Here is a 12,441-nt window from a genome sequence, read left to right as displayed (position 1 = left end):
CGCTCACTTGCCGTCATCCTCCGGGAATTCCCTGACCTCGACCGTGCCCAGCTGCGGCGCGCGCCCGGTACCGGGGCGCCAGGCGCGCAGCTGGTACACGTAGGACAGGACCTGGGCCACGGCGGCGTACAGTCTCACGGGGATCTCCTTGTCGAGCTCACCCTCGCGATACAAGGCGCGTGCCAGAGGCGGCGCGGACACGATCGCCACGCGGTGGGCGTCGGCCACCTCGCGGATCCGCATCGCCAGCTCGTCCACGCCCTTGGCCACCACCTTCGGCGCGCGCATGCTGCCGCCGTCGTACTTCAGGGCCACCGCGTAGTGGGTCGGGTTGACCACCACCACGTCGGCGGTCGGCACCGCCTCCATCATCCGGCGCTGCGACATCTGGAACTGCATCTGCCGGATCTTGCCCTTGACCTGCGGGTTGCCGTCGGCCTCCTTCATTTCTTCGCGCACTTCCTGGCGCGTCATCTTCAGCTTGCGGAGCCGGTTCCACTTCTGGTACGGCGCATCGGCCAGGGCCAGCAACAGCAGCGCCACCGCGGCGGCGCCCAGCAGGCGGCCGGCGAAGTACAGGCCGGTGCGCGCGGCGTCCTCCAGCGACTGCCCGGGCATGGCGCGCAGCACGTCGAAGCCGTGCACCAGCACCAGGCCGCAGGCGGTGCCCAGCAACGCCACGCGCAGCAGCGACTTGGCCAGTTCCACCAGGCCGTCGCTGCTGACCATGCGCTGCAGCCCGGCCAGGGGGTTGAGGCGCTCGGGCTTGGGCGCCAGTGCCTTGAGGTTGAACTGCAGGCTGCCCATCAGCACCGGCGCGACCAGGCAGGCCAGCAGCGCCACGCCCAGCAGCGGCAGCACCACCGCGAACAGCTTCAGCAGCAGCATGCCCATGTGCCCGAACAGCAGGGACGGGTCCTCCAGCATCCCCAGGTCGGGCGCCAGCGCGTTGCGCATCCAGCCGGCCGCGCCGCGCGCGAACATTGGACCGCCGGCGATCACCGCCACCACGCCGGCGCCGAACAGCGCCGCGTTGCCCAGTTCGCGCGAACGCGGGACGTTGCCTTCCTCGGCCGCCTTCTGCAGGCGTCTGCCGGTTGGCTGTTCGGTTTTTTCCTGGCCGTCCTCGTTCTCGGCCATGCCGGTCTCCGGCGCCGGAAGGGGGCCGGCGCGGGGCGGTCAGTGCAAGTTCCGTTCCAGGCGCCGGCTCAGGGCGCGGGGACGGCCATGCCGGCGTCGAATGCGGTGTCGAACAGCGCCTGCACCGGGCGCGCGATCTCGCCGGCCAGCAGCGACAGCAACAGCATGCCGGTCAGCACCGCCACCGGCAGGCCCAGCTGCACCGGATGCAGCGAGGGCGCGGCCTTGGCCAGCACGCCGAAGGTGAGGTTGGTGGCCAGCATCGCCATCATCAGCGGCAGGGCCAGGCCCAGGCCGCCGCGCAGCACCGCCGGGAACAGCTGCACCGGCACCGACAGCCCGGCCGCGGCATCGGTCCAGCCGGCGCCGATCGGCAGGGCCTGGTAGCTGCGCACCAGCATCGCGACCATGGCCAGGTGTCCGTCGCTGGCGAAGAACAGCAGGCCGAAGGCGAGGTAGAACCACTGCGCGACCACGCCGGAACTGGTGCCGCGCAGCGGGTCGTTCATCTGCGCGAACGCCAGGCCCATGCCCTGGGACACGATCTCGCCGGCGAACGCCCCGGCCTCGAACATCAGGCGCAGGCAGAAGCCCATGGCCACGCCCACCGCCAGTTCCCGGGCCACGCCCAGCACGCTGGCCGCGTCCAGGCCGGCGAACTCCGGCACCGGCGGCAGCATCGGCGCCAGCGCCATGGCCAGGGCGCCGGCCACCAGCACCCGCACCCGCACCGGTACCGCGCGGGTGCCGATCAGCGGCATCGCCATCAGCATCGCCCCGGTGCGCAGCATGGTCCACATGACCGTGCCGATCATGCCGAAGGCCTGCTGGCCGTCGACCACCATCTGGGTTGCCGGATCCACCGCGCGCTCCCGTCCTCAGCCGATCAGGTGGGGGATGCGCTGGAACAGCGTGGTGGTGTAGTCGACCAGGTAGGCCAGCAGGAAGCTGCCCAGCGCGAACAGCGCCGCGGTCATGGCCACGGCCTTGGAGATGAAGGCGATGGTCGGCTCGTTGATCTGTGTGGCGGCCTGGACGATGCCGACCACCACGCCCACCACCAGCATGGTGACCAGCAGCGGGCCGCCCACCCACAGGGCCACCTCGAGGGCGCGGCGCAGTTCGGTCAGGGCCAGTTCCGGGCTCATCTCAGACCCCGTTGAAGCTGGCCGCCAGGGTGCCGACGGTCAGCACCCAGCCGTCCACCAGCACGAACAGCAGGATCTTGAACGGCGCGGAGATCAGCATCGGCGAGAGCATCATCATGCCCATCGACATCAGCACGCTGGCCACCACCAGGTCGATCACCACGAACGGGATGAAGATCAGGAAGCCGATCTCGAACGCGGTCTTCAGCTCGGAGGTGACGAACGAGGCCGCCAGCACCGGGAACGGCACCGCGTCCGGGCCGCTGTAGGTGTCATGCCCGGCCAGGCCGGCGAAGGTCATCAGGTCGGTCTCGCGCACCTGGGCCAGCATGAACGCGCGCAGCGGCGCGGTGCCCAGGTCCCAGGCGCTGCGGAAGTCGATGTCGCCGTTGAGGTAGGGGCCGAAGCCGGCGTCCCAGGCCTTCTGCCACACCGGCATCATGACCATCGCGGTCAGGAACAGCGACAGCCCCACCAGGATCTGGTTGGAAGGGGTCTGGCCGGTGCCCAGGGCCTGCCGCAGCAGCGCCAGCACGATGATGATCCGGGTGAAGCAGGTCATCACCAGCAGCAGCGACGGCAGCAGGGTGATGCCGGTCATCAGCAGCAGGGTCTGCAGCGGCACGCTCACCGGGGCGTCGCCGATGCGGCCCACGGTCACGTTCGGCAGGGATGGCACCTGCGGCGCCGCCGGCGCGGCGGCGGCCAGCAGCGGCAGGCAGGCCAGCACCAGCACCACGACGGTCAGGAGCAGGCGGCGGGAGTTCATGTCAGCGGGTCCGGCGCAGCCGCTGCGACAGCAGCTGGGCGAAGTTGGGGAGTTCCTTGAGGTTGGGCAGGCGCGGCGCCTCGGGCGCGGGCAGCGGCTCGGGCAGCTCGTGCAGCAGGGTCACGCCGCCCGGGGAGACGCCCAGCAGCAGCTGGCGGCCGCCGACCTCCACCACCACCGCGCGCTCCTTGGTGCCCAGGTGCAGCGAGGCGACCACGCGCAGGCCGTCGGCGGGACGGAAGCCGGAGCCGGGCATGCGCTTGAGCAGCCAGGCCAGGCCGACGATCAGGCCCAGCACCAGCAGCAGGGCGAAGAACGCGCCGAACAGGCCCGGGCCCTGGGCCTGCGCCGCCGGCCGCGCGGCCTGCGCGGCGGGGGCGGCGGCCAGCAGCAGCGGCAGGATGCTCAACGCAGCCTCCGGATCCGCTCGCTGGGGCTGACCACGTCGGTCAGGCGCACGCCGAAGCGGTCGTTGATCACCACCACCTCGCCGTGGGCGATCAGGGTGCCGTTGACGTACACGTCCAGCGGTTCGCCGGCGCCGCGTTCCAGCTCGATCACCGAGCCCTGGTTGAGCTGCAGCAGGTTGCGGATCGGCATGCGGGTGCGGCCGACCTCCAGCGACAGGGTCACCGGCACGTCGAGGATGACGTCCAGGTTCAGGTCGCTGGCGCCCTGGACGGGCTCGGACTGCAGCGCGTCGAATTGCGCGGTCGCGGCAGGGGCTTCGGTGCTCATGCGGGCATTTCCTCGGGGGCGGCCTGGCGCGGCTTTTCGGCGCCGGGCGGGTGGGTCTGGACGATCTTCACCGCGTTCCTGCCGTTGGACAGGCCGAACTGGCCGGTGAACACCGGGATGTTCTCCACGCACACCGGGACGGTGGTGGACAGCTCGATCGGCAGCACGTCGCCGACCTTCAGCTGGGTGAGCTGGCGCAGGTCGATGCGCTTCTCCGCCAGCACGCTGGAGATGGTCACCTCGGCCAGCTGCAGCTGCTCGCGCAGGGTGGCGTTCCAGCTCTCGTCGCGGTCGATGCGGTCGCTCTGGATGCCGGCGTCGAGCAGCTCGCGGATCGGCTCGAGCATGGAATAGGGCAGGGTGACGTGGATCTCGCCGCCGCCGCCGTCCAGCTCGACGTGGAAGCGGCTGACCACCACGTACTCGCGCGGGGTGACGATGTTGGCGAAGTGCGGGTTGATCTCGGAGTTGATGTACTCGAACTCCACGTCCATCACCGGTGCCCAGGCCTCGACCAGGTCGGTGAAGGTCTGGCGCAGCATCAGCTGGATCACCCGCATCTCGGTGACGGTGAACTCGCGGCCCTCGATCCGGGTCGGGTAGCGCCCGTCGCCGCCGAAGAAATTGTCCACCACGGTGAACACCAGCTTGGGCTCGAACACGATCAGGCCCATGCCGCGCAGCGGCTTGAAGCGCACCAGGTTGAGGTTGGTCGGCACGTACAGCGAGTGCATGTACTCGCCGAACTTGATCAGGTCGATGCCGCGCACGGAGATGTCGGCCGAGCGCCGGATCAGGTTGAACAGGCCGATGCGCCACAGGCGCACGAAGCGCTCGTTGACCATCTCCAGGGTGGGCATGCGCCCGCGGATGATGCGGTCCTGGCTGGCGAAGTCGTACGGCCGCGCGGTGCCCGGGTCCGGCTCCGGCTCGGTGTTGACCGCGCCGGAATCCACGCCGTGCAGCAGGGCGTCGATCTCGTCCTGTGAGAGCAGGTCGTTGATGGTCATGGGCGCGCGCGGCTCACTGGGTCACGAAGCTGGTGAACAGCAGGGCTTCGGCGCAGGGCTTGCCGGTCTCGGCGCGCATCAGCTTGCGCACCTCGGCCAGGGCCTCGGCCTGCAGCGCTTCCTTGCCGGCGCGGTCGGCGATGCCCTCGGCGGTCTGCTGCGCCAGCAGCATCAGCAGGCGGGCGCGGATCGCCGGGGCGTGGCGCTCCAGCTCCGCCAGCTCGTTGTTGTCGCGGGTCATCAGCTGGATCTCCACCTGCAGGTACTTCGGGCCCTCGATGCCGCCGTTGAGGTTGACCACGAACGGCGGCTCCAGCGCCAGGTACTGGGCCGGGGCCGGCAGGCGCGGCTTGGCCGCCTCGGCGGCGGCCTGCTCGGCGGCCTTGGCGCGCTGGGAGCTCCAGTACCAACCGCCGCCGGCGCCGCAGGCCACCAGCACCGCGACCAGGGTGATGACCAGGGGCAGCTTGCCGCCGTCGCGGGGAGTACTGTTCGGCGAGTTGCGGGGGGTCCTGTCGGCTGCGGTGGCCACGCGTCGATCTCCTGTGGTTTGCGGCAAGGCCTATGCAAGCGGCGTGCCGCAAGCGCGGCGACGGTTTGACGACGAGCGGCGGCGGAGCCGGCGAAGGTCCGGCGCGTGGCCGCACGGCCGGCATGGCCGGGGCCTGGCGATCGGGATTGCGACAGGCACCTGCGCCCCGGCCGCGGACGCGGCCAGGGCGGGGCAGCAAACACGCACCATCGAAGCAGCGCGGCGGACCAGGTCCGGGGACAGCGGTGCCGCGCGACCGGCACCGCGACGGTCAGGCGTAGGCGTCGAGCAGGCCGCGTCGGGCCATCCGTACCGGCTGGGCCGTGGCCGCCGGTTCGTCGCCGTTTGCTTCGCCGCCACTCCCCTGGCGGCCTTGCGACGCCGCTTCGCGGTCGCCAGCCTGGCCGTGGCCAACCCCGGCATGGGCCAGCTCGAAGCCATGCTGGCCCAGCATCTCGCGCAGGCGCGGCAGGCTCTGCTCCAGCGCCTGGCGGACCTCGGCCTGGGCGCTGCTGAAGTCGGCGCTCAGGCGGTCGCCATCCAGCTGCAGGCGCACCTCGACCGGGCCCAGGTCCTGCGGCGAGACCCGGATGACGGCATGGCTGATCTTCTGCCCGGCCAGCCACTCCACGTGGCTGCCGACATCCTCGGCGAAGCCGGCGTCGCCCAGCTGCGGGGTAGGCAGGTGCGCCGGGGTGGCCGGTAGCGCGGCGGCGGGTGTGGCCACTGGCGCCGGGTTGGCCAGCGGCAGCACGAAGGCCGGTGCCTGCGATTCCGGGCCGGTCTCCGGGACCAGCGCCTGCAGGTGGCGCGCGGCGCCGGCCAGGGTGTCCAGGGCCTCGCCGGCGGCATCCTCCTGCGGCAGGGGTTCGGCAGCGGGGGACGGGGCGGCGGCCAGCGGGCGCGAGGCGGGGGCGGCCAGGTCCGGCAGCAGCGGGGCCGTGGCCTTGCCGGCCGCGGCGGGCTCGCCTTCGCCGGCATTGCCCGCAACAGGAGCGGGAACGGCGGCGCCGGCGGCCGGGGCCGGCGGCGCCGGTTCCGGCGGTTGCAGCAGCCAGGCCAGGCCCGGCGGGGGCCAGTCGCTGGCTGCGGCTTCGCCATCGCTGTCCGTGCCCGGGGTCTCGTCCGTGGCCGCCGGCGCGGCGGTGGCCGCTTCCGCGGATTCCTCCGTAGCCGGGCGGGCCTCGCCGGGGGCGCCCGGCAGCTCGTCCCGGGCCGGGGCCTCGTCCTTGCCCGGCTGGCGCGCCGGGGCGTCGGCGCGGGCAGGGCCCTTGCGCGCGGCGCCGGCGTCCTGCGGGCCTTCCAGCAGGCGCGCGAAATCCTGGCCCTCGCCGCCGGCGGAGGCGCCGCGCGGGGAGGGCGGGGCGCCTGCCGGGGCGGTCTTCGGCGCCGGGGCGACGGCGGCAAACAGGCTCGGGGTCACTGCGACTCTCCTTCCTGCCGGGCCTGCTGCGCGGCGCGCACGCGGCGCGCGCCCAGGTCGTCCATCTCGCGCTGGCTGCGGCGCTCGTCGGCCTTGCGTTCCTGGGCGCGGTAGCTCGCCGCCAGCTGCTCCAGCACCGCCTTGTCGCGGCTGGCCAGCAGCAGGCGGGCACGTTCGGCCTCCAGCCGCTCGCGGCTGCGGTCCACGTTCCGGCTCTGCTGTTCGACCGCGCTCTCCAGGCGGTCGAGGAAGGCGCGCCGGTTGGCTAGCTGCGCCGGGCTGATCGCGGACATCTGGCTGGCGGCGTACTCGGCGGCGTAGCGCCGCAGCTCCTCCAGCCGCGATTCCTGCAGTTCGTGCGCACGCTGGCGCTCGGCCAGCTCGCGCGCCACGGCATCCTCGTGCTCCTGCGCGCGGCGCAGCAGCGGATCGATGCGGCGGGACTGCATCATGCGGCGTTCTCCTTGTGCAGCAGGTCGGCCAGGGCCTGGCGGCTATGTTCCAGGTCGGCCGAGCGGGCCACGTCCTGGCCGAGGAATTCGACGATCTGCGGCCAGCGCGCCAGGGCCTCGTCCACCAGCGGGTCGTTGCCGCGCTGGTAGGCGCCGATGGCGATCAGGTCGCGGTTGGCGTTGTAGGCGGCGACCAGGCGCTTGAGCGCGCGGATGCGCTCGCGCCAGGTCTCGTCGGCGATGTCCTGGACCACGCGGCTGACCGAGGACTCGACGTCGATGGCCGGGTACAGGCCGGCGTCGGCGATCCGTCGCGACAGCAGGATGTGGCCGTCGAGGATGGCGCGCGCGGCGTCGGCGATCGGGTCCTGCGGGTCGTCGCCTTCGGTCAGCACGGTGTAGAAGGCGGTGATCGAGCCACGGCCCTTGGCGCCGTTGCCGGCGCGCTCGACCAGCGCCGGCAGCTTGGCGAACACGCTCGGCGGGTAACCGCGGGTGGTCGGCGGCTCGCCCACCGACAGGCCGATCTCGCGCTGGGCCTGGGCGAAGCGGGTCAGCGAGTCCATCAGCAGCAGGACGTTCAGGCCCTGGTCGCGGAACCACTCGGCGATGGCGGTGGCGCGGTAGGCGCCATGCAGGCGCGCCAGCGGCGGGCGGTCGGCCGGGGCGGCCACGACCACGGCGCGGCGCAGGCCTTCCTCGCCCAGCGTGCTCTCGACGAAGTCGCGCACTTCGCGGCCGCGTTCGCCGATCAGGCCGACCACGATCACGTCGGCCGCGGTGAAGCGGGTCATCATGCCCAGCAGCGTCGACTTGCCGACGCCGGAACCGGCGAACAGGCCCACGCGCTGGCCGCGGCCGATCGGCAGCAGGGCGTTGATCGCGCGCACGCCCACGTCCAGCGGCTGGGTGATGGGCTCGCGCGCCAGCGGGTTGATCGCGGCGCCGGCCATGCTCACGCTGCCCTCGGCGCGGACCGGGCCCTTGCCGTCCAGCGGCACGCCGTCGGAGTCGATCACCCGGCCAAGCAGGCCTTCGCCCACTTCCACGCCGCCGCGCCGGCGCACCGGCACCACGCGGGCGTTGGGCAGCAGGCCGTGCAGTTCGGCGCTGGGCATCAGCGAGGTGCGGTCGCCGGCAAAGCCGACGACCTCGGCCTCGACCCAGCCGCCGTCGGCCACTTCCACCCGGCAGGTGGCGCCCATCGGCGCCGCGCAGCCGGTGGCTTCCAGGGTCAGGCCCACGGCGCGGCGCAGGATGCCCTCGCGGATCAGGCCGCGGCCGGCGGCCGGGTCCGGGGACAGGGCGCCCAGGCGCATGGCCAGGCGCAGGTTGCGCGCGGACAGCCAGTCGGCCGGCACGGCGCCGCCGAGGGCGGGATTGCGGTCGGGGGCGGGGTTCATGCGCTGGCTCCGGCCTTGTGGATCACGCTTTCCAGCGCGCCGCGCAGGCGCGCCTCCAGGGTGCCGTCGATGCGCACCGCCTCGGCGTGCACGCGCAGGTCGCCGCGGCCCAGGGTCGGGTCGGGCACCAGGCGCGCCTCGGACACCAGCGCCAGCATCGGGGCCAGGGTCTCGATGTCGTCCGGGTGCAGGCGCACCTCGACCTCGCGGCTGGCGCCGCCGACCGCGTCCAGCGCCTCGGACACCAGTTCCGACAGCAGTGCCGGGTCGGCCTCGTAGGCGCGGCCCACCAGGCTGCCGGCGATGCGCACGGCCAGCTCGCCCAGCGCGGCGGTGACTTCGTCCTCGAGGCGGGCGAGGGGGCGGGTGAAGTTGTCGAGGATGCCCTCGATCTGCGCGGTCAGCCGGCGCACCTCGGCCTGGCCCTGGGCGAAGCCGTCCTGGTGCCCCTGGGCGAAGCCGGCCTGGTAGCCCTCTTCGCGCGCTGCGTCCTGGATGGCCTGGATCTCCTCCAGGGTCGGCGGAACCGGCAGCGGCACTTCCTCCACGACCTCCGGCTCCGGTGCCGGGGGCGGTGCGACCTCCAGCTCCGGCGCCATCCAGCGCACGACGGTGCTCATACCAGCTCCTCGCCGCCGCCGCCGCTGAGGTTGATCACGCCCTCATCGGCCAGGCGGCGGACGATGGTCATGATCTCCTTCTGCGCCGCCTCCACGTCGGACAGGCGCACTGGTCCACGCGCCTCCATGTCCTCCAGCAGGATCTCGGCGGCGCGCTGGGACATGTTGCGGGTGATCTTCTCGCGCACCTTGATGTCGGCGCCGCGCAGGGCGATGCCCAGGCGCTCGCCGGAGACCTCGCGCAGCAGGGTCTGCAGCTCGCGGTCGTCCAGCTCGACCAGGTCGTCGAACACGAACATCAGGTCCTGGATGCGCTGGCACAGCTCGTTGTCGACCTTGCCGATCTCGCCGAGGATCGACTGGTCCTGGCCGCCGTCGAGGAAGTTGAGGATGTTGGCCGCGACCTTGACGCCGCCGATGTTGGACGACTTCAGGTTCTGGTTGCCGGCGAACTGTCGCTCCATGATCTCGTTGAGCTCGTTGAGCGCGTTCGGCGGGATGCCGTCGAGGGTGGCGATGCGCAGCAGCACGTCGGCGCGCACGCGCTCGGGCAGGAACTTCAGCGCCTCGGCGGCCTGGTCCGGGTCCAGGTGGGAAAGCACGATGGCGCAGATCTGCGGGTGCTCGTTGCGCACCAGGTCGGCCACCGCGCGCGGGTCCATCCACTTGAGCGTGTCCAGGCCGGTGGTGTTGCGGCCCAGCAGGATGCGGTCTATCAGGCTGCCGGCCTTGTCCGCGCCCAGCGCCTGGATCAGCACGTTGCGGATGTAGTCGTCCGCGCCCACGCCGAGCGAGGTCTGCCGCTCCAGCGCCTGCTCGAACTGCTCCATCACGTCCATGACCTGCTCGCGGCTGATGCCGCTCATGGTCGCCATCGCCAGGCCGAGCTTCTGCACTTCCTTGGCGCTCATGTGCTTGAGCACCTCGGCCGCGTCGCTCTCGCCCAGCGACAGCAGCAGCACGGCGGCGCGCTGCACGCCGGTCAGTTCGGACTGGAGACTAGGCTGCTTCATTTCCCAACCACTCCTTCACCACCTGGGCGACCCGCTTGGAGTCGGCGCGCACGGCCTCGCGGGCGTTGCGCAGGCGGTCCTCGTAGGCATCGGAGGGCAGCGCCGCCGGCGGCTGCGGGGCCTGCAGGCCGAGCTGGGCCGTGTCCTCGGCCAGCGCGGGCAGGTCCTCGCCGTCCTCGACCAGGGAGACCTCGGCGGTGGCCGGCTCGGCTTTCTCCTCCTTCTTTGGCGCGGGCGGGGCGACGATCTGGCGGATGCTCGGGCGCAGCACGCCGAACAGCAGGGCCAGCACCACCACCGCTCCCACCAGCAGGCGCAGGGCGTCGCGCACGCGCGGGTCCTCCCACCACTTCGGCCCCTCGACCGCCGGCGCGTCGTCGCGCACGAACGGGGCGTTGACCACCGAGACCTGGTCGCCGCGGGCGGCGTCGAAGCCCACCGCCTGGCGCACCAGCTCCTGCAGGCGCGCCAGCTCCTGCTCCGACAGCGGCTGCAGGGCGACCTTGCCGTCCGGGCCGGGGCGCGGCACGTGGTCGACCACCACCGCGGCGGTCACCCGGCGGATGCGGCCGGCCGGCTGGCGGGTGTGCTGCAGGGTGCGGTCCAGCTCGAAGTTGCGGGTGGCGCTGCGCGAGCTGGTGCCGGCGGGCGCGGCCGCGGTGGTGCCGGGCAGCGGGGTGCCGTCGGCCTGCTGCTGGGCGACCGCGCCCGGCGGGGTGTTGCTGGTGGCGCCGGGGATGCCCTGCGGGCCCTCGCCGGCGGTGGTGTTCTCGCTGACCTGCTCGCTGCGCAGCTTCTGCGGCTCGGCGTTGAACAGCTCGCGGGCCTCCTCGGTGACCGAGAAGTCCATGTCCACCGTGACCTCGGCGTTGACCCGGCCGGTGCCGGTCAGCGGCTCCAGCAGCTCGCGGATGCGCTGGTTGAACGAGGTCTCCTGGCGCCGCACCTGCTCGAACTGGGCGGCGCTGAGGGCCGAGGCGCTGTCCTGGCCGTTGCTGCTGAGCAGGCGGCCGTTCTGGTCGACCACGGTCACCCGCTCCGGGGCCAGGTCCGGGATCGAGGAGGCGACCAGGTGGACGATGGCGTCCACCTGGTTGCGCTCGAGCAGGGCGCCGGAGCGCAGTTCCAGCACGACCGAGGCGCTGGCCACCTCGCGCTGGCGGGTGAAGGCCGAGGGCTTGGGGATGGCCAGGTGCACGCGCGCGTCGCGCACCGGGCGCAGGGTGGCGATGGTGCGCACCAGCTCGGTTTCCAGCGCGTGCTGGTAGCGCGCGTTCTCCACGAACTGGCTGACGCCGAAGCCCGGGTCGCGCTCCATCAGTTCGAAGCCCAGGCGGCCGCTCTCGGTCAGGCCGGAGCCGGCCAGCTTCAGGCGCGCGTCGTGCAGGTTGGCCTCCGGCACGGAGATGGCGCCGGTGGCCTGGTCGAGCTTGAACGGGATCTGCGCGGCGCGCAGCAGGTCGGCGGCCTCGGCCGTGGCCTTGGCGTCCAGCCCGGTGTACAGCGGGGTGTACTGCGGCTTCTGCGACCAGAAGAAGACGTACAGGCCGGCCGCCACCGCCAGCGAGATCGCCAGCAGGGTGCCGAGCTTCCGGCCCAGCTGCATCTCCTGCAGCTTGACCACCGCCTGGGCCGCCTTCTCGGTGGCCTGCTCGCGGTTGAAGCTGTCCTTGGAAAGAGTGATCGCCATCGTGTGTCAGTCCCTGGTCACAGCGGCATGTTCATGACGTCCTGGTAGGCCTGCACCAGCCGGTTGCGGACCTCCACCGTGGCGCGGAACGCCACCTGCGACTGCTGCGAGGCCACCATCACCCGGGCCAGGTCGGCGCCCGGCTCGCCGCGCTCGAACGCGGCCTGCAGTTCGCCGGCGCGGGCCTGGGCGGCATTGACCCCCTGCATGGCATTGGCCAGGGTCTGGGTGAAGCTGGGCACGCCGGAAACGCCGGCGGTCCCCGGCGCCTGCATCCCGGCCAGCCCCTGGATCGCGTCGCCGCGGGCCACGTCGCCGGTGCGCGCGGCGGCCTGGCCGAGCTGGCCCTGGTAGGCGCGGATCTGCGACAGGATGGAACTGATCGAGTCGGTCATGGACTTCCCTTCGGCATGGGCCGTGTCGCCGCAGGCAATGCAAGCGGTGTGCCACGAGCGGAACGACGGGAAGCCGGCGGCAGGCGGAATGGGGGGAGGGAGGTTGCA

Annotated in this window: 15 protein-coding genes; all 15 read right to left on the bottom strand. The window is 72.6% G+C overall.

Going from position 1 to position 12,441, the window contains the following annotated elements; all coding sequences use genetic code 11:
* Positions 1–3 precede the first annotated feature (3 nt).
* Positions 4–1,140: a flagellar biosynthesis protein FlhB gene (gene flhB, locus PSEJ31_RS0107165; RefSeq protein ID WP_019397615.1), complete on the bottom strand. Its 1,137-nt coding sequence runs from the start codon at positions 1,138–1,140 to the stop codon at positions 4–6.
* 68 nt (positions 1,141–1,208) lie between these two features.
* The gene (gene fliR, locus PSEJ31_RS0107160) at positions 1,209–2,003 is read right to left on the bottom strand and encodes a flagellar biosynthetic protein FliR (protein WP_019397614.1); all 795 of its coding nucleotides are present in this window, start codon (positions 2,001–2,003) and stop codon (positions 1,209–1,211) included.
* A gap of 15 nt (positions 2,004–2,018) precedes the next feature.
* Positions 2,019–2,288 carry a flagellar biosynthetic protein FliQ gene (locus tag PSEJ31_RS0107155; RefSeq protein ID WP_019397613.1) on the bottom strand — a complete coding sequence of 90 codons (270 nt, stop codon included), beginning with the start codon at positions 2,286–2,288 and terminating at the stop codon, positions 2,019–2,021.
* A 1-nt stretch (position 2,289) separates the two neighbouring features.
* Positions 2,290–3,057, bottom strand: coding sequence for a flagellar type III secretion system pore protein FliP (fliP, locus tag PSEJ31_RS0107150; protein WP_019397612.1), 768 nt, complete (start codon positions 3,055–3,057; stop codon positions 2,290–2,292).
* Between the two features lies 1 nt (position 3,058).
* On the bottom strand, positions 3,059–3,460 hold the full coding sequence (gene fliO, locus PSEJ31_RS0107145) for a flagellar biosynthetic protein FliO (RefSeq protein WP_028915060.1): 402 nt from the start codon (positions 3,458–3,460) through the stop codon (positions 3,059–3,061).
* Positions 3,461–3,462: 2 nt separating this feature from the next.
* Positions 3,463–3,795: a flagellar motor switch protein FliN gene (gene fliN, locus PSEJ31_RS0107140; RefSeq protein ID WP_019397610.1), complete on the bottom strand. Its 333-nt coding sequence runs from the start codon at positions 3,793–3,795 to the stop codon at positions 3,463–3,465.
* Positions 3,792–4,805 (bottom strand): flagellar motor switch protein FliM, encoded by a 1,014-nt coding sequence (gene fliM, locus PSEJ31_RS0107135; protein ID WP_019397609.1) that lies wholly within the window; start codon positions 4,803–4,805, stop codon positions 3,792–3,794. Before fliM ends, fliN begins: the two co-directional genes overlap by 4 nt.
* Positions 4,806–4,818: 13 nt before the next feature.
* The gene (locus PSEJ31_RS0107130) at positions 4,819–5,337 is read right to left on the bottom strand and encodes a flagellar basal body-associated FliL family protein (RefSeq protein ID WP_028915059.1); all 519 of its coding nucleotides are present in this window, start codon (positions 5,335–5,337) and stop codon (positions 4,819–4,821) included.
* Positions 5,338–5,608: 271 nt separating this feature from the next.
* Entirely contained in the window at positions 5,609–6,760 is a 1,152-nt protein-coding gene (locus tag PSEJ31_RS0107125) for a flagellar hook-length control protein FliK (protein WP_028915058.1), read from the bottom strand.
* A complete protein-coding gene (gene fliJ / locus PSEJ31_RS0107120) occupies positions 6,757–7,212 on the bottom strand; it encodes a flagellar export protein FliJ (RefSeq protein ID WP_028915057.1) in 456 nt (151 codons plus the stop codon). Before fliJ ends, PSEJ31_RS0107125 begins: the two co-directional genes overlap by 4 nt.
* Positions 7,209–8,615, bottom strand: coding sequence for a flagellar protein export ATPase FliI (gene fliI / locus PSEJ31_RS0107115; protein WP_019398885.1), 1,407 nt, complete (start codon positions 8,613–8,615; stop codon positions 7,209–7,211). The genes fliJ and fliI overlap by 4 nt, the downstream gene beginning before the upstream one ends.
* Positions 8,612–9,235 carry a FliH/SctL family protein gene (locus PSEJ31_RS0107110; RefSeq protein WP_028915056.1) on the bottom strand — a complete coding sequence of 208 codons (624 nt, stop codon included), beginning with the start codon at positions 9,233–9,235 and terminating at the stop codon, positions 8,612–8,614. The genes fliI and PSEJ31_RS0107110 overlap by 4 nt, the downstream gene beginning before the upstream one ends.
* Complete coding sequence (gene fliG / locus PSEJ31_RS0107105) at positions 9,232–10,221, bottom strand: flagellar motor switch protein FliG (RefSeq protein ID WP_028915055.1); 990 nt, start codon at positions 10,219–10,221, stop codon at positions 9,232–9,234. Before fliG ends, PSEJ31_RS0107110 begins: the two co-directional genes overlap by 4 nt.
* A gap of 13 nt (positions 10,222–10,234) precedes the next feature.
* Positions 10,235–11,938 carry a flagellar basal-body MS-ring/collar protein FliF gene (fliF, locus tag PSEJ31_RS0107100; protein WP_028915054.1) on the bottom strand — a complete coding sequence of 568 codons (1,704 nt, stop codon included), beginning with the start codon at positions 11,936–11,938 and terminating at the stop codon, positions 10,235–10,237.
* Positions 11,939–11,955: 17 nt separating this feature from the next.
* Entirely contained in the window at positions 11,956–12,333 is a 378-nt protein-coding gene (gene fliE, locus PSEJ31_RS0107095; RefSeq protein ID WP_019398889.1) for a flagellar hook-basal body complex protein FliE, read from the bottom strand.
* Positions 12,334–12,441: the final 108 nt, after the last annotated feature.

Origin of the sequence: Pseudoxanthomonas sp. J31, from assembly GCF_000510725.1 — a bacterium.
Lineage (GTDB): Bacteria > Pseudomonadota > Gammaproteobacteria > Xanthomonadales > Xanthomonadaceae > Pseudoxanthomonas.
This window is presented reverse-complemented; position numbering and strand designations above follow the sequence as displayed.